Origin of the sequence: Asaia astilbis JCM 15831, assembly GCF_000613845.1 — a bacterium.
Lineage (GTDB): Bacteria > Pseudomonadota > Alphaproteobacteria > Acetobacterales > Acetobacteraceae > Asaia > Asaia astilbis.
This window is the reverse complement of sequence record NZ_BAJT01000013.1, coordinates 1-22,897: the sequence shown is the minus strand read 5'-3', so window position 1 is coordinate 22,897 and position 22,897 is coordinate 1. Positions and strand designations below refer to the sequence as shown.

Here is a 22,897-nt window from a genome sequence, read left to right as displayed (position 1 = left end):
CGCGAGGTGAGATGAGATCGCTCGATAGCCTCGTTATTGTCGTCTATTTCGCAGCCCTTTCGCTGCTCATTTGGCGCGTCAGCCGCAAAGCCCGCAGTTCTTCGGAAGACTTCCTTTCTGCCAAGCATGACCTGCCCTGGTGGGCGCTTTGCCTGTCTTTGGTTGCTACCGAGACATCGACCCTGACTTTCATCAGTATCCCGGGCGTTGGTTACACTCAGGGACTGGTCTTTCTGGGGATTGCCGCAGGTTATTGTCTCGGTCGGAGTGCTGTGGCGATTTGGTTTCTGCCACGCTATGCCCAAGGCAGGCTGACAAGCGCCTATGCGTTGCTTGGAGAGCGCTACGGAGCGTCGATGCAGCGACTCGCTTCGGGGGCGTTTCTGGTGACGCGCTTTCTGGCCGAGAGCATCCGCCTGCTCGCTGGCGCGCTTCCCGTTGTCTGGCTATTTTCCCAAAGTGGCTTGCCGCTCGGTCGCTGGACGATACTGGCAGCCATTCTGATCTTTACGCTGGTCTATACCGTTCTGGGTGGGCTGCGTGCTGTTGTCTGGTCGGATGCCATTCAGCTCGGGATTTACGGCTTTGGTGCCGTGTTTTGTGTGATCTTTGTCGGAAGCGCTCTCTCAGGATCCGGATGGCATCACGCCTGGGATGCGGGAATGATGCGCATTTTCCATCCTGTGACAGGGCAAAACTGGTGGCGCGATCCTTTCACCTTTGCTGCGGCGGTGATCGGTGGGGGTATCCTCTCTGTCGCCTCGCACGGTACGGATCAGCTCATGGTACAGCGTGTGCTCGCAGCGCGCTCGCTGCGTGAGGCGCGCCTGGCGCTGATCGGGAGCGCCTTTGTGGTGGCACTGCTTTTCGGTCTGCTGTCACTGCTGGGCGTGCAGCTTTGGATCAGGCAGGGCGGGCAGAGTCTTGCGGCACAGGGGCTTGGATCACCCGACGAGCTTTTCCCTCATTTCATCGTGCAGGCGCTCCCTGCAGGTGTGTCGGGTCTGCTGATCGCCGGGGTGCTAAGTGCAACAATGGGGTCACTCTCGTCCACGCTAAACGCAATGGCCGGCGCGAGCCTGACCGATTTCGGTCCTGCACCCACACGCTGGATCGAGCGCATGATACGCGTTCTAGGCTATACGCCGCGCGCGCTCTCTGCCGCGCGCTTCATGACCCTGATCTGGGGGGCAATCCTGCTGCTCGGCGCTGCCTTGTTCACTCTGGGGAGCAAATCGGCGGTTATTCTGGGGCTGACCATAGCGGGGTGGTCTTATGGCCCGACGCTCGGCGCTTTTCTGTGTGCGCTGTTTTTGCCGAAACTCATGTCGCAAGCAGTCAGGGCAGGGTTTCTATTTTCGTTACTGGTCATGGCGACCATATTGATTGGCGGACAGCTGAGAGGCGTCTCAATCGCCTTTCCATGGCTTGTCCCGCTGGGGATCCTGCTCCACCTTGCAGGCGCAGGATGTTACAGTGTCTTGAGTTCAAGCCGTTCCCGGTGAGACAAGGCCGAGAAACAGGATGATTGTCATGAATGACAAGCCGAGTGCCTCCCAGACCGAAACGCACGACCCGCGTTATGAAACGATCGAGCTCTGGCCAACGGCGACCATTCTCGAGGCTCTCGCTGAAGCCCAGATGACCGCAACGGCTCTGGTGCGCGCGGCGGTGCCACAGCTGGAAGCGGTCGTGGAGGCCGCTTTGCCGCGATTGAGGGCCGGGGGGCGGCTTTTCTACATCGGAGCAGGAACGGCCGGGCGCGTCGGAATGCAGGATGGCGTGGAGCTGACCCCAACCTATGGCTGGCCGCCGGAGCGTCTGGTGCTCATGCTGGCCGGAGGGAGCGGTGCCCAGTCTCAGGCGGTTGAAGGCGCAGAAGATGACGAGGATGCGGCTCAACGTGAACTGACTGCCCATGAGGTCGGACCGAATGATGTCGTGTTCGGCATCGCCGCGAGCGGAAACACGCCGTATAGCTGCGCCGCATTGGCCTTTGCCCGTGAAGCAGGCGCGCTGACGATTGGCATCAGCTGCGTGCCCGAAACGCGCCTTCTTCGTGAGGCCGAACTCGAGATCTTGTTGCCTACCGGCGCAGAGGCCATTGCCGGATCGACCCGTCTTAAGGCGGGGACCGCTCAGAAGGCAGCGCTGAACCTGCTTTCCACGACATTGATGCTCCGTCTGGGGCATGTCTATCGTGGGCTGATGGTCGATATGCGCGTGACCAATGCCAAACTCGGCCGACGCGCCATCGGGATGGTTCGACGTATTGCTGGAGGCAGCGATGCTGAGATCGAAGCCGCGCTGGCGGCGACCAAGGGCAATGTAAAACGGGCTGTTCTGCTCCGTCAGGGGATGAACCTGGAAGAGGCAGAAACAGCGCTTCAGGCAGCAGGTGGCGATTTGCACATCGTATTAAAGGCCTAGAGACGCAATGCCTCAGAACAACTGTCCGCCGGGCTACCTGCGCGTCATCGGTCTCATGAGTGGGACATCGCTCGATGGGGTCGATGCCGCTCTGATCGAAACGGACGGGGTCAGTATCGGTCGTCGGGGGGCGTCGCTCAGTCTGGCTTACGACCCTGAGTTGCGTCGCACCCTTTACGCCTTGCTGGATCGTGCCGCAGGATTGACGGGAAATGAGCCTGAGCTTTTGTCAGCCGAGCGTAGGCTGACCGATATTCATGCCGAGGCCGTACGTCGGGTCCTCGCAGTGGAGAAGGAAGCCGATCTGATCGGATTTCACGGCCAGACGATCTACCATGCCCCGAAAGCCGGGCAGACCTGGCAGATCGGAGACGCATTGCATCTCTCCCGCGCGACCGGGCTTGGGGTGATTCACGACTTTCGCAGTGACGATGTCGCTGCAGGAGGAGAGGGGGCGCCTCTCGCTCCCTGGTATCATGCGGCCTGTCTTGCAGGGCAGCAGGGGCCGGTCGCGATCCTCAATATCGGAGGCGTCGCCAATATTACGTTTGTCGGTCGCGATGGGGCAGTTCTCGCGGGCGATACCGGTCCCGGCAACGCCTTGCTCGACGACTGGGCCTTGCGCCATACAGGCTATGCCTGCGATCGGGACGGCGCTCTTGCGCGTGCTGGAAAACCCGATGACGCGCTATTGGCGCGGCTTCTGTCAGATCCTTTCTTTCAACGGCAGCCGCCAAAATCTCTCGACCGGCAAGCTTTCATCTCCGTGCTCGATCACGTGGCTCCCCTTACTGCGCAGGATGGGGCCGCGACCCTTGCTGCACTGACAGTGCGCGCGGTTGCTTCGATCCCGCTCCCCGAACCGCCGCGTCTTTGGTTTGTGTGTGGCGGCGGGCGTCATAATCCGGTTCTGATGCAAGGCCTTGCTGACGCGGTGCCGGGGGATGTGGCTCCTGTCGAGGCGCTGGGATGGAACGGGGATATGGTCGAGGCGGAATGCTTTGCCTATCTCGCCATGCGCAGCCTGCGCGGCTTGCCTCTTTCAGCACCGGGTATCACGGGGGCGCCGGGGCTGTTGACGGGGGGGCGTTTCAGTTCGGCGATGAGTCGACCACCCAAAGGCTTCTGGGCTGCAACCTCCGGTCGCGGTTGAGCCGGTTCTTTCTGTCGTTCGACTTTGTCTCGCCCAGTGTTTAATTGACTGTTCCGACCCGGTGATGCGTTGATAAGACGAAACAGGGGATGGATCGGATCATGACAAAATTACTGGCGTTTCTGGTGGGTGCGCTGACTTTGACAGCCTGTAACGGCATCGAACATGCCGGTTGTGCCAATGATCCCACGGCAAGTTCCTATGCCGTCAACAGCCCGCAATCGGTTCTCCACACCTGCAACTGAGACCGTCACACAAGAGTGATGATCCGTAAGGTGACGTAAAATTCATCAAACGGTAGGGTATCAGACAGGTAAGAAAGATCGAGGCCACTGCGAGTTCTCCCTGTGACGGGGAGAATGCGGCCTGTCGATCGGGAGGACACTGTCGATGAGCCCGCTGCGTTGGCAGATGATTGCCCTGTGTTTCCTCGCCAATATCATCAACTTTCTCGACCGTTCGAATCTCGCCATCGCGGTGCCGCGCATCGAGGCAGAGCTTCATTTGTCTTCCTTCCAGATGGGTCTCGCCCTGAGCGCGTTTTTCTGGACGTATGCTCTGATGCAGCTCCCGGTCGGATGGATGATCGACCGTTTCGGGGTACGTCGCTGTCTCGCTGGATCGGTCCTGTGGTGGTCGTTTTTTACGGCAGTCACGGCTTTTGTTTCGGATCTGCCCAGCCTGCTCGGTGCGCGATTGCTTCTGGGTGTCGGCGAAGCTGGCGCATTGCCCGGTTTTGCCAAGGTTGTGTTCAACTGGTTTCCCCGCACCGAGAGGGGGTTTGCGAGCAGCATCTTCGATAGCGGCTCTCGTGTCGGATCCGCGCTCGCTCTGCCTCTGGTAGCGTGGCTCGTCACCTTTGTTGGCTGGCGTCATTCCTTCCTCTGGACAGGAGCTGTCGGCTTCATCTGGGTGGCGTTCTGGCTCTGCTTTTATCGTGACCCGAAAGACCATCCTCGTGTCAGAGACGCGCAGCGTCGCTTGCTGAGCGAGGGCCAGAATGCTGGCGCCGCGTCGACTGACGTGATGCCGGTATCCCTAGGCTTTCTGCTCAGGCAGCGCACGATCTGGGGCATGATGATCGGGTTTTTCTGCCTCAACTTCGCGATCTATTTCTTCATCACCTGGTTTCCGACCTTTCTCATCAAGGCCCGTCATTTTTCGATGGAAGAGGTCAGATATTACGGCCTCTTCCCGGCGCTTTTTGCCATCCCCTTCGGTTGGATCGGCGGCGCCGTCTCTGATGCGCTCCTGCGCCATGGCTGGAGTGCAACGCGTGCGCGCAAGACCTGCCTTGTCGGCGGGATGCTGGTTTCTTGTGTGATCGCTCTGGCGCCACTGGTTGAGAGCACTGTGACGGCCCTTGTTCTTATGGGTATTTCCTATGCGTCACTGGCGTTTTCGGCGGCGATTATCTGGACTCTTCCCGGAGAGGTCGCGCCCAGCGCGAGCAATGTCGCCCTGATCGGTGCGTTGCAGAATGGCGCGGCCAATCTGGCCGGGATCGGCATTTCGACCTTTACCGGCCTGCTCCTGATGCTGACGGGCGGCTCTTTCGTGCTGCCCCTCGCCATCGCCGGGGCGCTCTGCCTTGTCGGCGCTTTTTCGTATCTCGTCATCATGGGGCCAGTCGAGCGCATTGCGCCGCCACGAGCCGCGCCCGGCTAGGCCACACGGGTCAGCTTACGCTTCTCATTTTCCTATAACGATCAAGGAAACTCTCATGTCTCAGGCGCTCGTGATTCATGCTCCGCACGATCTTCGGATCGAGACACGTGACGTGCCGCCTCTGACCTCGGGAGAGGTGCGCGTACGGGTAGAGGCAGGAGGTATTTGTGGCTCAGACCTGCATTATTACCACCATGGTGGTTTCGGGGCTGTGAGACTGAAGCACCCCATGGTTCTCGGCCATGAGATTGCGGGCCGGATCATCGAGAAGGCCCCCGATGTGTCTTCTCTTGAGATTGGCGATACCGTAGCGGTCAATCCGGGCCTTGCCTGCGGGCAATGCCTTCAATGCCGTGCGGGTCGCGTCAACCATTGTTCCGATATGCGGTTTTACGGCAGCGCCATGCGCAACCCGCATGTCGATGGCGCTTTTCAGCAGGAACTGGTCTGTAAGGCCCGGCAATGCGTCGCAGGTCGACAAAAGCGACCGGCCGCGCTCGCCTTGGCGGAGCCGTTTGCTGTGGCACTTCATGCGGTAAGCCGAGCCGGCGCGCTGATGGGCAAGACGCTGCTCGTCACAGGGGCCGGCCCGATTGGCACATTGGTTGCGATTGCAGCGAGGCTGAACGGCGCGAAAGAAGTGATTGTGACCGATATTCTCGCAGAGCCATTAGCGGTCGCACTTAGGGCCGGTGCCGATCGGGTCATCAATTCTCGAGAAGACCCCGAGGCTTTGGCCTCTCTTGAGCGTTCAGTGGATGTGCTGATCGAGTGTTCGGGCAACGAACAGGCCCTGCGCGGGGCACTGGATCTGATGTCCCCATGCGGCTGATCGTTCAGCTTGGGCTCGGCGAGGATGTCACGCTGCCGCAAAGCCGTATCGTGACCGGAGAGCTGAGCTGGCTCGGGTCTTTCCGCTTTGGCGATGAGTTCGCGCTGGCGGTGGATCTGATCGATTCAGGCAAAGCCGATCTGAGCGCCTTGGTGACGCATCGTTTTGCGCTTGGGGACGCAGGACAGGCCTTCGATCTGGCCTCAAACCGGCGTGAGGCGATGAAGGTGCTGCTCGAATTCTGAGCAGCACTTCTCCCGATCTTAGAACTGCGCGCCAATCGATCCGATAAACTGACGCGGCGCGCCTACAAACAAATTGCTGTTATTATCGCCTGATACCGAGGCTGCTCCGTAGACCCCCCCAATATAATTGGTGTCGAAGAGATTAGTGACGCCGAAGCTCGTTTTGAGGTGCTGAGCGAAGCCGATCTGGCCGAAATCATGAGAGAGCGTCGCATTGGCCAGCCAGTAGGGGGGCAGGTGCACATCGTTGAGAAACGTCATGGGGCGCGAGGCAATATAATTGACGTTGAAATTGAACTGCGTGCCACGCCATTGATAGGCGAGATTGGCTTTGTACATATAAGCCGGGTAGTAAACCTGTCTCTTGCCTTTCAGACTGTAGAGCTTGCCGCCGTAATTGATGCCTGTCCCCTGATAACGGGCGTTGTTCCAGCTGAAGCTGTTCGTGATTTCCAGCCCTTCGACGGGCCGGACCGACCCGAGGATGTCGACCCCATCCATCGTTTCACGCCCGACATTCATGTAGGCGCTGCGCGTGTTGTTCGCCGTTCCCTCGGTGATCGATGCGAGACGATTGAAGTAATCGGTATGATAGTAATCGACCGTACCCGTGAAATACCTGTCGTCATAACGATAGCCGACGACATAATTCCACGTGCGTTCGGGCTTTAGCACTTTCTTGTTGGCGTCAAAGACTTGCTGCGCGGGCTGCGACGCATTGCCCAGACCACCCCAGGCCGTGCCTGATGTCGTCTGGGAGTAATAATCATAAGCGCGGAGGTTTTCTGCGATATCCCAATAGACCTCATGATGATCCAGAAAGTGATAATCGAAGCTGAAATGCGGGAGAAACGCGCCCGAAGCCGTCAGCGAGCCCCGTGCCGGGCGCCTGTAATAGGCGTTCCAGCTTCATCGATGAGTTGCTGGGTGTAATCGTTCTTGGTGCCGCCATGGGTTGTCTGGGTGAGGGATTTGAAGCCTGCCAGCAGGGTCATCCCCTTGATGATTGTCCAGCGATCCTGAAGGAAAAACTGGAAGCTGTTCGAATTATAGGTGTTCTCGAACCATGTATGACCCGTGCCCTTCTTGAAGTCGGACATCATGTTATGCGCGGCTTCTGGCGTGTCCTCATACAGGCGCGCATCATAGACCCAGCGGTTGTTCTCGTACCACAGACCGCCCTCGATCAGGTTGTGATGAGGCGCTTCATAGGAGAGCTTCTGGGTAAAGCCGAGGCGGCGCATATCGGCATGGGCGCGTTGCAGCGCCATGGGCACACCGCTGACTGTCCCGTCCGGAAGAAGAGCAGGCACGCCATAGCTCGGTGAGGTCACGAAATTATTGGTGCCACCGTAAACACCGCTGGCGATGTTGCTATAGGCGATAGTGTCGGAATGCAGATGCTCCGTCAGGTCAAAATGGCCGGTGACGGAAGAGAGATAGCTGCGCTGTATCTGGGAGCCATCCCATGCATAATTGCCGACCTCATCATTGGACAAGACGCCTTCATAGCCGGGAGGGACGTCGGAGGTATATTGCGCGTAATAAGCCAGAGCTTGGCTTTTTCGTAGTCGGGCTTGAGATAGGTTGTATCCCGACCCAGGCGCTGCCACATGTTTTTCGTGAGTGAGAGATAATTGGCCTGAGTAAAATTGCCAAAGCCGAAAAATCCGGTCAGCTTGCCGTGAGGCCCGACCGGCTGCACCAGCTTTGCATCGGCCTGTAATTCGCGCTGATAGCCTTCGCCCTTCCACAGATTGCTCTCCGTTCTGGCGAAAGACGCGTAGAACTTCGTGCCGCTAGGATTGAGAACGCCACTATCGGCGCGAGCATAGGTACGAAAGGCGTTATAACTGCCGAAACTCTGGCTTAGTCTCCCTCCCGCCTTGTCAGTCGGGTCAGACGAAACATAACTCATGGCAGCCCCGAGGAGCTGAGCTGAGAACGTGTCGAGAGATCCCGCTCCCTGAGAGAGGGTCATGCCGGCCAGATCGTCCTGGATCATGGCTTGAGTGATGGAGACACCGTTCTGATTGGTAAATCCCTGTGTGCCGAGCGGTATTCCATCGAGCGTGGCCCCGATCTGCGTCTGGGTAAAGCCGCGGACATAGAAGGTGTTGGCCGCCGTATCGAGACCGAACGCGTCGGATGAGGTAAAATTGGCCCCCGGAAGACTTTGCGAGAGTACCTGCATCGGGTTAGTGCCGGGAATGAAGCGCTCCATGATCGTGCGGGTCACAGCGACTTCTGCCCCATGGTTGCGAACGCGCTTTCCGCTGACCGAGATCGCCTCGTTGCCTGAGATTACAGACGTGGTCTGTCTTTTCTTGAGTGGGACCGGTGTTGGTCGAGCGTGCTCTTTTTCCAAGCTTTTAGGCAAAGGGCGATGCGGCGAGGAGGTTTCGTCAGCGTAAGAGGGAAAAGAAATGGCTGGCATGACGACGCTCAGGCTCAACAGTGAGAGTGACCATTTCAAGTTTCGACGCGTCATGATGCTTTTCCATCGTCAATTTATCATTATGTTACATTATGATAACGATGCGACAGATGGTCAATTCGGATACGTAACTGTTTTTGCAATGTCTCGCTTGAGTGCGGCTTGAGTGCGCGCGTGCGGAGTCAGGCGAGTGTACTCCGTCCGATCAGAGCGCCCTGACGATCGAAAACGACAACATCCAGCTGACAAGAGGGGGCGTTCAACGCCTGTCTCGCACATGCTGCGGCGCGATTGGCGATAAGCGTACCAAGACGCGCGTCGCCGAGTGCAGCATAGCCCTGAGCGATTGTCTGGGCCCTCTCGAGCTCAGATTTTTGCGCTGCCGTCGGATTCAGAGGCGCTGCGAGCGTTAGCAAGGCCTGAGGGTCGGCGAGGCTGCGGCTGGAATGCAGATCGAGATGGCCTTGAGCGAGTTTGGTCATCTTGGCGAGACCACCGGCAATGGTCAGGCGTGGGACAGGGTGACGATGGAGATATTTGAGGAACCCTCCCACAAAATCACCCATCTCGATGAGGGCGGTGTCCTTCAGACCGTAGAGCGAGCGGATAGCATTTTCAGATGTCGACCCTGTGCTGCCTGCGATATGGGGTAATGCTAGTGCGCGGGCGACGTCGACACCGCGATGGATTGAGTGGATCCAGGCCGAGCAGGAATAGGGAATGACGATCCCGGTCGTACCGAGAATGGAGAGCCCGCCAAGAATGCCGAGCCGGGCATTAAGCGTGCGTTCGGCCAGTTTTTCGCCGTTCTTGACCGAAATCGTCACAACGGCATTTGCCGCGCCGGGTGTGATCTGCTCGAGGGCGGTGCAGATCATGGCACGTGGTACGGGATTGATGGCGGGCTCGCCGGGCGGCAGGGGAAGGCCGGGCTGAGTAACCGTCCCGACACCGGGGCCTGCTTTGAACGTAACGCCGCTTAGTGCGGGCTGAGCTTCGACCCGTACGGTTATCAGCGCACCATGAGTGACATCAGGATCGTCTCCTGCATCTTTGATGACACTGGCCCATGCGGTCTCTCCCTCGCGTCCTGCACCATCGATTGCAAAAGCGGCCTCTCCCCCTCCCGGCAGAGTAATTGTGACAGGGTTTGGGCAGTCTTCATGCACGAGGAGAGACCACGCGGCCTTTGCCGCCGCAGTCGCGCAGCTTCCTGTTGTCCATCCTCGACGCAGGGCGGTGGCTTGCGTCATGAGCTCAGCCTCCCAACTGCTCGGGCGGCTAGAGGCCGCGTTAGTGATCGCACCTGTCACTCATCGCATTTCAACCGCGATATCGCCAGTCTTGTCGTCAAATGATGCTCTCGTCGTCTTCTTGTCGATGTGCCATGTTGTTTCGGTGGCGCGAAAATTAGACTTTGCGTTAGAGAGATAAAGTTCTCTTTTTTCGGGTAGCGGCGTCTGCACAGCGTAGACTTGTCTTAACAACGAAACAGATAAGGAGACCCTGAAAATGCCAGTATCTTTTCTCATTACCATCGCGTTTCTCGCTCTGATTGTGCTGGTCGTGTTCATCCTGTTCGGCGGGATCATGGTCGTTCCGGGTCGTATGGTCTATGTCACCGAATTTCTCGGTAAACCACAGCGCAGACTGCTCGAGAGCGGGTTGCATTTCCGTATCCCGATCCTGAACCGGGTGGCTTACAAGGTCTCTTTGCAGCAGATGCAGATCGAGACGTCCTCCGAGGTCAAGACGCGTGATGACGTCTTCATCCAGATCCGTTGGGTGCTGCTTTACAGCGTGCGCGACGATCGTGAAGCCGTCTTCAGCTACGCCTATAAAGTCTCGCAGCCCGTCAAGCGTCTCGTCTTTCGCGTCGAGAACGAGATCCGACAGATTTCTTCTACCATGACGCTTGCGGAGCTCTATTCGCAGCGCAACGAGATCGCGCGGCGCGTGATTGCCGATCAGGTTGCCGATGCTTTGGAATCCGGTCTTGAAATTCATGGCGTGACCATTGAGCAGCCCATGCCCCCTGCAGGAATTCAGGAGGCGATGAATAACAAGCTGGCCGCGATCGCCCGCAAAGACGCCGCACAGGCTGAAGCCGAGGCCGAAATGGTGCGTCGAGTCGGTATTGCCAGAGCAGAGGCAGAGAGCAAGAAACTGCAGGGCGAAGGCATCGCTAATGAACGTAAAGCCATTGCAGCCGGATTTGCCGAGGCGGCTGAATTGTTCAGGCAAAGTGTTCCGGGTGTCAGCGAAGACGCGATCCTCACCCTGATGCAGAACGTAAATCAGGCCGATATGGTCGTCACCGCCAGCCGCACCGGCAAGGCGACGGTTATTTTCGTCCCGGTCGATATGAATAGCGGCCAGATTGCCGCCGCTGCATCAGGTCAATTTATCCCGACTGCAACTTAGGCTTTGTGACGAGACAGAAGAGTAGCGATCTTCGCGGGCTGATGGAGGTGCTGGCGAACTGTCTCTGACTCTATCTCTCAACGGGCTTTGGCAAAGGGGGGAGGCTCGATGAGCGATGCCTTCCAATCTGCGGGATTATTGTCAATTGCGAGGGTTTGCAGCGAGGAAACAAGAAGCAGAAAAAGTGCTTCAAAACCGTTGGGACTTCCGCGTTATCGTTGCCGGGGACAGCAATGGTAAACACAAGCCGAAGCCGCAGCAACGAAGGCGCGTGTGAAAGCATGGCCATCTGAGCAGGCAAAATGGAGGAAGCTCAGTGGGGCATGGACGCCTGTGTTGACGGATGCTGCGAGCGGTCCTTTCTTGGGCCAAGTCGCCATTCTATCCTAATGGTTCTAATTGCTTCGTCTGTATCCAGAGCGACCATTCAGAAATGAAGATATGAGGTTCTCAACATTATAAGTAGATTAAATAATGAGTGAGAGAAGGAAACTCGAATTAGTGATGATACTCTCAGTAGCTTTGATGAAATAAATATCAAAGAAAATAAAGGTGCCGGGAAAAAGGATATCATGAAAGCATCATATACAGTCCTCCCTCCTCCTTCATTGAGAGATCCCATGGGGAAATGTAGCGTACTGAATAGAGCGTAAGAAAATACTCCGCTCATGTATACAATCTCTTTCCTATTTATGAACTTCACTAGGAAAAATGGGATCTCGAAAAATATCAATGTCTCCACAATGGGGGCTCTTAAGCACGTTTGTATCGAATCGAAAAATAACTCGTTTCGATTTTCCGACGGAATATAATGTCTCGGCGCAAACCCGGAGGCATAAATTATGGAAGATAAAGTAAAAGCAAAAAATGTTACCAGTGTGATATATCTATATTTCGTCACGGGGAACCCCAAAGCTTCAAAAGGGAAGCCGTCTCTAACATGGATTCCCACAAAACTATGGCTGTTATATTTTATCTACGCTAGATCGGAGGTTATTTTATTTTCAATCATCCAAATTGTTGAGTCGTAGGATCCGTTATCGGTGATTTATTATTTCTATTTTAATCAATATTGCTTGGCCTGGCTTTTTAGTCGATAATCTGGCGGCTTTATGAGTGAAGCTGACGATCAATACCATTTCTTGGAGTGCCCTCTTGGTTCTGCTGTCTCGGGCGATCCAATGCGGGTTAAAGTCTACGGACACTTTGATGAGACTATCGGTGCCTGCCTTGCGTCGAGAAATCATGGTGCCCTGTGAAACAGACTGGGGGCGTTACAAGGACTGCAATCGCATCGAGCGCGCGAAACGAAGGTTCGATTAGGAGTGCTATTGTCGACTCCGACAAGATCGCCTGGTCCTGCAAAAGGTTCCTCAGTGCGCCTATCGTATAATCTTGAATCTAATCCAATGTTCGACACGACCTACGCCGCAACAGGAACCTAGCGAGATGTCGGGGAGAGACTTTTCTCGTACCCATACGTTCTTCGGAGATCGCGCGGTACGATGCTCGATGACTTCAGCGGTCCGTCAAAGTCTTCAGAAAAGCGATGATCTTATCGTTCTCCTGTGATGTAAGCGCTGGCGTTTTCCGGTCGCCAAAGGGGGCATCCGTCTTGTCGATGTTTGCCCAGTATCGTTTGGGAAGATCGTCATAAAGGGCCACTGAACCATCTGGACGTCGTGGATAGAAGCGTCCGGGATCCACATCGCGCCAAACGTAGAAATCCATGACCTGACGGAGCGATGTGAAGGCCCCGTTATGAAAGAAGACTTTGCGCGTCGCGCTGTTGCGGAGCGACGGGGTACGGAAAAATCCGCAATAGGCTTCTGTATGTCCAATATCGGCGCGACCCGCTGCGCAGAGACCGAGATCGGTCGTGCCCGTGGGAGCAAGCGGATTTCGAGGGGCTGCCAGCGCTTCATATTGATGGTCCGTGAAAAGGGGCGGCCGCGCCTCCTCATCGACGCTGCTTAGATGGCATGCCGCGCAATTGCCCTTGTTCGGATCGTTAAAGAGCGCCAGACCCTCCGCCTCATCCCGGGTGAGGCGTGTCTTGCCTTCAAGCCAGGCGTCATAACGGCTTGAATAAGGATGAAAGCCCGGCGCTTCGATCTGGTATCGGGCCAGCGCAAAAAGTGCGTCCGCAATCAGCATGTCGTCGGATGCGCCGGGTCCAACCAGGCGCAACAGGTCGGCACTATAGGGGGCGTGGCGCAGGCGGGAGACAACCCCAGCATGCGTGGCCGCCATCTCGCGGGAGTCGAAGAGAGGCCCGGCGGCCTGGCTTTGCAAGGTGTCCGCACGGCCATCCCAGAAAAGTCCGCCCTGCGGCACCATGGCCTGAGCCGATGCGCCTGTATTACTGGCCGATTTCAGGCCTTTGGTTGCAGGCGGTGGAGGCGCCGGCGGCGCGACCTCGCTTGTCGCGTTGTCAGGCCCCACACTGAAAGGCGGTTGCCTCTCGCGATAGGTCAGCGAAGGCACAGCCCGAACCCCGAACCGGTCCATGGCGACGCCCCCTTTTTCGAAGGCAAGCGTATTGTCGGGGGCATAATGCGCGCCTGGCACGTGGCAGGAGGCACAGGACAGCGTGCCTGACCCCGAAAGCGTAGCGTCGAAGAAAAGCGCCTTGCCGAGTTTCGCCATTGCAGAAAGCGGAAGCACAGGCGGCCGCACAAGCGTCACCGGGCAAGGATTGCTTCCATTGCCGGTAGGCGCGCAGTCAGCCGCAAAGGCTGCGGACGGTGTCAGGGCGACCGCCAACAGCAACAATGACCGTGTCAGGAACCGGGGAAGAGGTCTCCGAGTGTCGCAGCGATTTCCGAAAACCGATCGCTGCGCGCTGAAAACCTCAGAGGGTCTTGGGAGCATCCCGCAGCACCGAGCCGTCTTTGGGTGCGAGATAAAGCGGCGTGACATCCGGCGTGCTCTTGAAATCGAAGAGACCATCGAGATCGTTCGCGTCTGCGTCGAACGATCCGCCACCCAGACGCGTTCCCTCAAGCCAGTTATTCTCGATAAAGCGCAGAACCGAGCTTTGTGTCAGCAGAGTGTGGTCGATGGCGTTCTTGCGGGCCCAAGGTGACAGAACCAGAAGCGGCGTGCGCGTGCCGGGGCCGCAACGCCCGTTCACAGGCTTGCCTTTGACGCCGAGCGGAGCCGGAGCCTTGCCGCATTGGCCGGGTCCATCCAGCTGATCTGCCTCGGCATCATGAGAGCTATGTTGGGGCGACACGAAGGCATGGTCGTACCAGCCATCGGAATCGTCATAGGCGATGATGATGGCGGTGTCTTTCCATTCCGGTCGGGACTGAACGAAATTGACGATGCGGACGACGCCTTCCTGCTCATCCAGCGGATCGGAATACCCCGCATGGGCGTCCTGATAGGCGGGCAGCTTCAGGAAAGATACGGCGGGCATATGACCGCTTTTGGAAGCAGCAATGAAGTCTTCCAGATCATATTGATGGTTGGCCGGGTCTTTCGTCTTGCCATCCACACCCATTGTCTGACCGATGGCTTCGACACCCGAGGGGCGCAGATGCTTGGGGTTCGACGTGCTCGGGTAGTACTGAAACCAGTTATGGTGCGGAATATAATCCACAACTGTCTGTGCCACGATGCTTGAATAGGTCGTGCGCTGGCAGCCGCTGGTGCCGTTATGGTTGCGGTGCGAGAGGTCGAACCCCGCCATGAATCCGCCCCAGCTCACGCCCTTGACGGTCAGCAGATCCCCGACATTGCGGCCTTCCAGCCAGACCTGCTCACCGGGCACAGAGCAGACATCGCCATTCGGGTCGATGTCATTGACCATGGTCAGCCCACCCTGATCGTCATGACCTTGACCGTCGGGGATGAAAGGAGAAGGGTGGGCCACCGTGCTGCGTTTTTCCGCCGACGCGACGATGTGGAGGCCGTTTGTCTGGCCTGAGACAATCTCGAGCGCACCCGGGTCGAGGGGCCATAGGTGTCGGTATAGGCGTTATCGCTCATGGCAAAGCGTTGCGCGTAGCGCCAGAGCGCCGTGACGGTATTGCCGTCGAAATAGCCCATAACCTGGCCATGCGTGGCAAAGGCTCCGACACCGCCAGGTGAACCGTTACCGGTATAGAGGGGGAAGAGATCGGCCTTGCCGCCGTTATAAGCCATCTGCTCGGCCGTGTAGCCGTGGTTCTGGTCTGCCGTGCTGGCCTGGCTTCGATCGAGCCGGAATGGCAGGGCGGCATTCGGACCATTTGCCGGATTGGTGTTCGGGTTCGTCACAAGCAGATTGGCGCGGAGCAGCGTGTTCGCTGCGGGCGTTCCAAGGCGGGGCAGAAAGACCGGCTCGCCCTCGGGATTGGCCGCCTGAGGATAGGTCGCAAAGTAGTGGTCGAACGACACGTTCTCGTCGAAAATCACGACGACATGCTTGATCGGCGTCTTCGTCTGGGTCTCAGCCCGGGCTGTGAGGGGCGCGCTCAGGGAGGTGAGCGCGAGAAGGGCGGAGGCGAGAGAACGGATCGAGCGTGTCATGATGGGGAACGAAAACACCTGTTCGGTAAAAAAGAAACGTCTATCCCGTCACGCCCGGATGGCAAGGCCTGAAACGTCAGGGAAAGGTCGTTCGTGGCTCAGGCCCGATCGTCGTCGCGCAAGGGCGCGTCCTGCATCGGCTTCAGTCCACTGCGACGCGACTGAAGGGAAATCGTCTCAAGACGATGCTCGCGCCAGGCGGCGACGAGGGTCTGACGCCAACGATCCGAAGGAGCATTGGTGATCTCGGGCTGAAGCTGAAATTCCATTGACCGGCGCCTTGTCCATAAGGGTGCGGGGTTACGGCGCTTGGTTAAAGGATTAAGGGGAAGTTGCGTGTGACTCTTCCGTGAATAAACCCGATGTGAGACGGCTTTCTGAGAACAAGTCTTTGAAAGCCAGTCCGAATTTCTGTTCTCGGGAAGTAGAGATTCTGAACGAGATTCCTGGACTCCGGTTCGGACAAAGAAGGGACTCCATCGTATCTCGCAAAGCGTCCTCATGGCCGCCGATCATGATCTCCCATGAAGTCGGCGGCGTATCAGCGTGAGGAGAGTGTGACGCCGTCCTGGCGCGAACGCTCCTCAGGCTTGACGATCTTCGTTTCAGATGGAAAGGGCTTCAGTTGAAGCCTGCCGAGATGCCTGCAAAGACACCGAAGCCATCGCCCGGCTGGAAGACAGAGAGCTGCTTGCCAGCGGCGATATAACCCGGGACCACGATCGACGCGTAATGCGTGTTGGCGAGGTTGTTGAAGGACAGGAACACCTGGCGGTGTTTGTGCGGCCACTCATAGCCGATCGTCGTGTTGAAGATATGATATGAGGGCGCGAAATACGTGTCGTCATACGACCCGGAGACTTTTGACGAGACCTGTGTGTTGAAATTGGCATAGAGACCGTTTTTCAGGTCGAGACGGATTTCGCCCTGATAGAAATGGGCCGGGATGCCGGGCAGGGCATTACGACCGAAAACGGCGTCATGTTTGAAATGGAAATCCTGCCAGGTGTAAGACTGTCGCAGGCCGAGTTTGCCCCCGGACCATTTGATGAGATCGGTCTCGAGCGATGCCTCGACGCCCTGATGGGTCGTCGGGCTCGCATTGGAATAGGTGGCGGCACCATAGAGCTGAGAGAGCGGCGTCATGACGGACAGCAATTCATTGCGCACGTCAGAGTAGTAGTAGGAGACACTCCAGCGATTATTCTTCCAGTCTCCTCGCGTGCCAACTTCATAGGTCGTGGCGGTCTGATTATCGAGCTTTACCCCTGACGCATTGAGCCCCTGCGCCGCGCCAGAAGTATAGAGGGCGCCTGAGAGAATCTGCCAGTCATTGGGCGGCTGGAAACTGCGGCTGACATTGCCGTAGAGAGAGGCATGGGGTGAGATCACGTAACGGAACCCGCCGCGTGGCGTAAAGCCGAGGCCTGACGTGCCAACGGCGCTTTGTGTCGGGTAGGTGACTTCGGTCGAACGCTGGACGAAATCGAGCGCTCCCGCAGCGGTCAGCCAGAAATTATGAAACAGCTCATAATTATTGCGGATGTGGAAATAATTATCCGTGCCGCCATAATTCGAATGACGCAGCACGGTGCCGAGCGGAATTTTGGCGTAAAGTCCGGTTGTCGTTCGGGTGCGGTTGGTCTGCCAGGCTTCGAGATCGGTGTAGGTGTCGATGCCGAAAAGCGTCTCGCTCTTACGGCCCCAAAGCCTGTCATCGCGGCTGTAACGCACGACGCCTGCAACGGTCTTGTACCCCCATCGCTGCGCTGTCGCGGTATTCTGGATATCGATCGGGGCATCCTGATAATCGAAGCCGAGTTCGAGCTTCGATTTATCGTCGATGCGGATCGTGGTCATGTCGCCATAGAACTTGCTGCCGGGCTGGATGCGGTGACCATGCAGCGTGACGTAAAGCGCCTGAGCCTGTTTTGGATTGCTCTCGATCTGGGAGCGCGTCAGATACCCCGGATATCCATTTTGCGTCTGGCGATAGCGGAAAAACAGCCGCGTTGAGACCTTGTCATTGAAGCGATAGCCATAATTGGCATTCACGCCAAAGCTGCTCGCGGCCGTCTGTGCCTGATACCCGCCGCGATAGGACTTGGTCAGGCTGATATAATAGTCGGATTTGCCGATGACTGCGCCCGAGCTGATCTGCTGCTTGTTGTAATTGAAGCTTCCTGCTTCCGCACGCGCCTGAAAATGATCGGCAGTATAGCCGGTTGGCGTGACGTAATTGATCGCGCCGCCGAGCTGCAATCCGCCATAATCGAACGCGTTGGCGCCGCGGAGTACCTCGGTGTACTGAATGCCCAGCGTCTCGAAAAGCTCGTAGGGTGTTCCGGCAGGCGTGGTGACCGGCAGCCCGTCGAACATCATCAGAATGCCGGAGCGGAAATAATTCGTGCCGGTCTGGATACCGGAGCCGCGTATGGAAAGACGCAATCCGTCGCCACCGCCCGAGCTCTGGGCAAAAACGCCCGGCTGAAACGCCAGAATATCGGCGTTGGTCAGGTTGCGGCTGCGCAGCACGTCTTTGGAACTGATGACCGAAACTCCACCCGGAACCGTGTCCAGCTGGCGCGTCGCGGCTGCGACGGGAGAGAGGCGGCGTTCAGAGACGGTGATTGACTCAGCGCCAGCTGCACGGTGTGGAGCAGCACCGGATTTTTTCTGTGAGGCTGTGGAGCGATCTGTCGCGGCGTGTCGTGCTTTGGAGCCATCTTTGGCGGTCAGCTCGGCTGCGAAGGCACTCTTATGAGGGAGGAGGCTCATGCCAGTCAGGAGCACGAGCGAATTGGCGCCTAGAAGAGCGCGTCGTGAAGCGAGAAAGTCAGGTCGGTGGCGGTGTTTCATCAGGTCGGTGTCCGTGAGTCAGAAGAGAGGTCAGAGAGAGGCGCATCGCGGACGGACATCGCGACTGGATGGCGGTGAAGGAGAGAGCAGAGTTCAGCATGGTGTCAGACCTTTCCGATCTGTTTCGGGGGCGTTTCGTGGTGAGCTTGTGATCGCGCTTTTCAGGCGCTTCGCTCTGACGGGCACAACGCCTCGTTTGGCAAGGATGCGCGCGAGGCATCCAGAGCGAGGTCGAGCTCCCGATCGCTATCGGCGTCATAGCCGAACACTTCCCAGCGAATGGCGAGGTGCAGCGCGATACCGACGAGAGGTGCAATCAGGATGACCCAGAAGATCGTCGTGCCCATCGTGGTGAAGGCTGAGGGCAGTGCCACATGCTCAGCGTTCCTGCAAAACCGGCGACGAAATTGGTGAAGCCGATGCCTGAGCCGCGCAGCTCGGTCGGATAGCTGAGCGTCGGATAAACCATTTGCTGGCATCCGGGGCCAAAGCCCTGAGCAAACAAAAACGAGGCAAATCCTGTCATGACCAGAACAATGCCGAGTGTGGAATGCGGCGTCCCGTTCAGCGCAAGCAGAAGAATGCCGACGACCTGAAGCGCATATCCCGCAAGGGTGATCGGCCGCGAGCCGAAAGAGCGCGTCAGACGCACACCCAGCAGGCCGCCAGTCAGGGCGAAGAGAGATTGAGCAGGATCGAGACAATCAGGACCTGCGTGCGATCCAGATGAAGCATTGTCATCAGCAGGCTGGGCGCCCCGAACGCAATCGCCGCGTAAGAGGTCGCGCTGACAATTTTCATGCCGATGACAAGGATTGTGCGGCGCAAAAGCGGCGCACGCAGCAGGGCCATCATGCTGGGGGACGGTGCGCTTTGCGGCGGCACGGTAATCTGCAGAACCGGATCGATTCCGTGGGTGGCGCGCAGGATCGTCGCGGCTTTTTCCAGATCCCCGTGGCGCGCGGCCCAGAGGGGGGACTCACTCATGAAGCGGCTACGCACAAGGATGATGATAAGGCTGGCACGGCGCCAAAGCCCAAAGACGCACGCCACAGCCAGTCAGGATGGCTGGCAGGGACAACGGCATTGAGCGCAAAGACGAGCAAAAAGCAGACCGAAGACGCGGCATACCAGGTCGGGCACCAGGCGGCGGCCCGACCAGCCTTACTGCCTTTGCCCGAGAGCTTGGAAAACTCGGAAAGAAAAGCCATGGCAACCGGCAGATCCATCCCGACGCCAAAGCCCATGGCAAAACGGGCGAGAATGAGAATGCTGGCGGTGGGGGCAGCTGCGGCAACCAGAGCCGCAATCACGAAGCAGGCCATGTCGGCCATGAAAACCGCGTAGCGACCAATGCGATCGGTCAGCCAGCCCCCGCTCAGACTGCCGATGATCGTCCCGGCGCTCATGGCGGCAGCACCATGCCCGTCTCGGAGCCCGAGAGATTGAAATATTTCTGCACGTCGCCAATGCCGTAGGACAGCGTCGTGAGATCATAGGCGTCGAGAAACACACCACCGAGTGCAAGCAGCACAATGATATTGGCGTGTCCCTTGCCCGTTGGCCCCCGATTGACGAGGGCAGCAATATCATCGGCGGAGCGGATGATGGGACGCAAGGCGTCTTGAGGCGGCTGGGCACTCATGGTTCAACCTCGTCTGGAATAAGGACCGGAGTTAAGGGCAGCAGGGCTGCGAGATGCCGGGCCACGGATTGGGCGCTTTCCGTGACTTCCGGCAGGCCCATCAATTCGCCGAACTGACCGCGTGACAGAGGCCCGGCGATCAGCAGATTGGCGATGCGTTGCATCCCGACACGGGCATGATGATCGGCGCATGTATGAATGCCGAGCCCGGTCGGGTCGGGCTCGACGACACGTAGTGCAGCCAGTGCGCGCAGATAGGGTGTCCGATGCACGATGCCCGCGTGATCGGGGCCGGTCGTGTTTATGACATGATCGACTAAGTGCGTTTCTTCGGTCCCGCCGCGAGGACGCAAGGTCAGCGTGACTCCCTCGTCCGTCGCTTCGGCATTGATGAGACGCGCGGCCTTCAGGGCGAGGCTCTCTTCTGCCAGACGTGTCTCCAGAACGCGATCGACCTGAGGCGCGATCCGAAATCGATGCACGTCCCAGAAGGGACGCAGATGCCGGATGAGCCGACGGCGTTCGACAGTATGCAGCGAGCCCCAGAGCTGGCGTCCCTGCTTGCGGACCGCGTCGATGATTTCATGCCAGGAAAGATCGGCATGATCGCTCAGGCTGGCGCGTATGTTCCGCAGCAGTGCCAATGCTGTCGGAGCTGGGGAGATGAGGAGCACGTCCGAAAGCGCCGAAGCCTGAGGCGCATGGGCGCGTGGCCGCAATCCCCGGCGGGAAAAGGCCAGTATCCTGCCCTTGTGGCCGCGCGCCGACAGGCTCGCGACGATATCGGCCATTGTCAGGCCTGTGCCGATAATGGCTACGCTCTCCTGAGGAGCAATACGGGCGAGGGCGTCATCCCGCCAGGGATTGCTCACGACACGCTTGTCATGCTCGAGCGTCGTAAGAGGAGCGGGCAGCGAGGGCGCAGGATGGGTGGTCGCAATGACGAGCAGCGTCGCGTCGAGCGTGGGACCGTCACTGACCGACAGGTGCCACGTCGTCCCGGTCTGCGTGACGTCATCGAGTGTGCCGCGCACATGTCTCAGCCTGCCCGTCTCCAGATAGGGGGCAAGACGGGCCGCGAGATAGCGGCCGAACTGCGCGCGCGCAGGGTAAAGATCGCCGGAGGGAAGAAACGCGTCCGGGTCGATGGCGGCCAGCGCATCGAGGTCGAGCCAGTCGCGAAAATCGCTCGGTTTTTGCGTATCAAGGCTCATGCGCGCAGCCGGAACATTGATCCGATGCTGTGGATCATGCGTGCCATAGGCCTGTCCCGCGCCAAGCTCATGGCGCGGTTCGATGATCGTGACGCCGTGCTTTCCCAGATCGGGACGCTGGCGGAGCAGATGCCATGCCACCATCGCGCCGGTCGCTCCACCGCCGACGATCACAACCGGAACAGGGGGGTGTGAATGGTCCATCAGGAAGCCGAAACCAGGCCGGGTCGGCGGTCGCCTGCAATGCTCTCGCCGAAGGGCCCCATATTGCTGGTGGCTTGCGCTGCACGCACGGGGTTGCCTGTGGGCAGAAGCGGAAGCACGAGCTCGCCGAAGCGATAGGCTTCCTCAAGATGCGGATAGCCCGACAGGATGAAACTGTCGCATCCGGCGCGTCGATATTCGTCGATGCGCTCGGCAATGGTGGCCGGATCGCCCACGACAGCCGTCCCGGCCCCGCCACGTACAAGCCCGACACCGGCCCAGAGATTGGGGCTGATTTCGAGTTTGTCGCGTCGTCCGCCATGAAGCGCGCTCATGCGTGCCTGCCCGACGGAATCGAGGCGGGAGAAGACGTTCTGGGCTTCGGCGATGGTCGCATCGTCCAGCTTGGAAATCAGGCGGTCCGCCTCTTTCCAGGCCTCTGCCGTTGTTTCGCGGGCAATGACATGAAAACGGATGCCGAAACTGACCTCGCGGCCCGCTTTGGCTGCGGCCTCCCGCACGCGGCTGATTTTCTCGCGCACAAGGGCAGGGGGTTCGCCCCAGGTCAGATATTTCTGTACCCGGCGTGCCGCGATATCGATCCCGGCATCTGACGAGCCGCCGAAATAGAGCGGCGGGCCGTTCTCCTGATGGGGCGGAAAGAGCAGGCGACCGTCTTCGATGCGAAAATGCGGTCCCTCGTGCTCGACAGTCTCGCCGCGAAGCAGGCGGGAATAAATGTCGAGGAATTCGTCGGTAATGGCATAGCGCGTTGCATGATCGTGAAAGAGCCCGTCACCGCCATTTTCACGCGGGTCGCCTCCTGTCACGACATTGACGAGCAGGCGCCCGCCCGAAAGGCGATCGAGCGTTGCGGTCATGCGGGCAGCCAGCGTGGGGGATTGCAGACCCGGGCGGACAGCTACAAGGAATTTCAGACGCTCTGTCGAGGTGATTAGCGCGGAGGCGACAATCCATGAATCCTCGCAGCTTCGTCCTGTCGGCAGCAGCACGCCATGATAACCCAGCGTATCTGCGGCATGGGCGATCTGTTGCAGATAGGGGAGATTGACCGCCCGCCCTCCTTCGCTCGTGCCGAGGTAGCGGCTGTCGCCATGGGTCGGCAGAAACCAGAAAACGTTGATTTTTTCAGGTGTGGTATGGAGGGGGGCTGTTGTCATGACGATGCGCTCTCTTGCTGGGCGTTTGTCGGGATGGGGCCGAACGGGGTCCGCTTGGCCGCAGCGGGGTGGGCGTCAGGCAGGCGG

The 22,897-nt window shown here is 58.5% G+C and carries 14 protein-coding genes and 3 pseudogenes; 8 read left to right on the top strand and 9 right to left on the bottom strand.

Going from position 1 to position 22,897, the window contains the following annotated elements:
• Positions 1 to 11 precede the first annotated feature (11 nt).
• From JCM15831_RS10545 to JCM15831_RS21930, 7 genes are all read left to right on the top strand, one after another.
• A complete protein-coding gene (locus JCM15831_RS10545) occupies positions 12 to 1,505 on the top strand; it encodes a sodium:solute symporter (protein WP_025824242.1) in 1,494 nt (497 codons plus the stop codon).
• Between the two features lie 28 nt (positions 1,506 to 1,533).
• Positions 1,534 to 2,430 (top strand): N-acetylmuramic acid 6-phosphate etherase, encoded by an 897-nt coding sequence (locus JCM15831_RS18310; RefSeq protein ID WP_156938831.1) that lies wholly within the window; start codon positions 1,534 to 1,536, stop codon positions 2,428 to 2,430.
• A 7-nt stretch (positions 2,431 to 2,437) separates the two neighbouring features.
• The gene (locus JCM15831_RS10535) at positions 2,438 to 3,583 is read left to right on the top strand and encodes an anhydro-N-acetylmuramic acid kinase (protein WP_035774300.1); all 1,146 of its coding nucleotides are present in this window, start codon (positions 2,438 to 2,440) and stop codon (positions 3,581 to 3,583) included.
• Positions 3,584 to 3,684: 101 nt separating this feature from the next.
• Positions 3,685 to 3,828: a hypothetical protein gene (locus JCM15831_RS21540; protein ID WP_156938830.1), complete on the top strand. Its 144-nt coding sequence runs from the start codon at positions 3,685 to 3,687 to the stop codon at positions 3,826 to 3,828.
• A 145-nt stretch (positions 3,829 to 3,973) separates the two neighbouring features.
• On the top strand, positions 3,974 to 5,251 hold the full coding sequence (locus tag JCM15831_RS10525; protein ID WP_025824240.1) for an MFS transporter: 1,278 nt from the start codon (positions 3,974 to 3,976) through the stop codon (positions 5,249 to 5,251).
• 55 nt (positions 5,252 to 5,306) lie between these two features.
• Positions 5,307 to 6,083, top strand: coding sequence for an alcohol dehydrogenase catalytic domain-containing protein (locus JCM15831_RS18305; RefSeq protein WP_198024300.1), 777 nt, complete (start codon positions 5,307 to 5,309; stop codon positions 6,081 to 6,083).
• Positions 6,074 to 6,328 (top strand): MDR/zinc-dependent alcohol dehydrogenase-like family protein, encoded by a 255-nt coding sequence (locus tag JCM15831_RS21930; protein ID WP_198024299.1) that lies wholly within the window; start codon positions 6,074 to 6,076, stop codon positions 6,326 to 6,328. The genes JCM15831_RS18305 and JCM15831_RS21930 overlap by 10 nt, the downstream gene beginning before the upstream one ends.
• A gap of 18 nt (positions 6,329 to 6,346) precedes the next feature.
• Here the strand turns inward: JCM15831_RS21930 and JCM15831_RS23995 are convergent.
• Both JCM15831_RS23995 and JCM15831_RS10505 read right to left on the bottom strand, forming a co-directional pair.
• Positions 6,347 to 8,552: pseudogene (locus JCM15831_RS23995) on the bottom strand (TonB-dependent receptor domain-containing protein).
• Between the two features lie 395 nt (positions 8,553 to 8,947).
• On the bottom strand, positions 8,948 to 10,018 hold the full coding sequence (locus tag JCM15831_RS10505; RefSeq protein ID WP_025824239.1) for a cobalt-precorrin-5B (C(1))-methyltransferase: 1,071 nt from the start codon (positions 10,016 to 10,018) through the stop codon (positions 8,948 to 8,950).
• Positions 10,019 to 10,277: 259 nt separating this feature from the next.
• On the opposite strand from JCM15831_RS10505, the gene JCM15831_RS10500 reads away from it, so the two are divergent.
• Positions 10,278 to 11,189, top strand: coding sequence for an SPFH domain-containing protein (locus JCM15831_RS10500; RefSeq protein WP_025824238.1), 912 nt, complete (start codon positions 10,278 to 10,280; stop codon positions 11,187 to 11,189).
• Between the two features lie 1,518 nt (positions 11,190 to 12,707).
• On the opposite strand, the gene JCM15831_RS10495 is transcribed toward JCM15831_RS10500, so the two are convergent.
• The 7 genes and pseudogenes from JCM15831_RS10495 to ssuD form a co-directional block, all read right to left on the bottom strand.
• Positions 12,708 to 13,964 carry a cytochrome-c peroxidase gene (locus JCM15831_RS10495; protein ID WP_025824237.1) on the bottom strand — a complete coding sequence of 419 codons (1,257 nt, stop codon included), beginning with the start codon at positions 13,962 to 13,964 and terminating at the stop codon, positions 12,708 to 12,710.
• A 79-nt stretch (positions 13,965 to 14,043) separates the two neighbouring features.
• A pseudogene (locus JCM15831_RS18295) lies at positions 14,044 to 15,707 on the bottom strand (phospholipase C).
• A 98-nt stretch (positions 15,708 to 15,805) separates the two neighbouring features.
• Entirely contained in the window at positions 15,806 to 15,976 is a 171-nt protein-coding gene (locus tag JCM15831_RS21535; protein ID WP_156938829.1) for a hypothetical protein, read from the bottom strand.
• A 352-nt stretch (positions 15,977 to 16,328) separates the two neighbouring features.
• Entirely contained in the window at positions 16,329 to 18,566 is a 2,238-nt protein-coding gene (locus tag JCM15831_RS10475; protein WP_025824236.1) for a TonB-dependent receptor family protein, read from the bottom strand.
• Between the two features lie 161 nt (positions 18,567 to 18,727).
• Positions 18,728 to 20,211 (bottom strand): annotated as a pseudogene (locus JCM15831_RS18290) (MFS transporter).
• Positions 20,208 to 21,629 carry an FAD/NAD(P)-binding protein gene (locus JCM15831_RS10445; RefSeq protein ID WP_025824230.1) on the bottom strand — a complete coding sequence of 474 codons (1,422 nt, stop codon included), beginning with the start codon at positions 21,627 to 21,629 and terminating at the stop codon, positions 20,208 to 20,210. Before JCM15831_RS10445 ends, JCM15831_RS18290 begins: the two are co-directional and overlap by 4 nt.
• The gene (gene ssuD / locus JCM15831_RS10440; RefSeq protein ID WP_025824229.1) at positions 21,629 to 22,810 is read right to left on the bottom strand and encodes an FMNH2-dependent alkanesulfonate monooxygenase; all 1,182 of its coding nucleotides are present in this window, start codon (positions 22,808 to 22,810) and stop codon (positions 21,629 to 21,631) included. The genes JCM15831_RS10445 and ssuD overlap by 1 nt, the downstream gene beginning before the upstream one ends.
• Between the last annotated feature and the right edge of the window lie 87 nt (positions 22,811 to 22,897).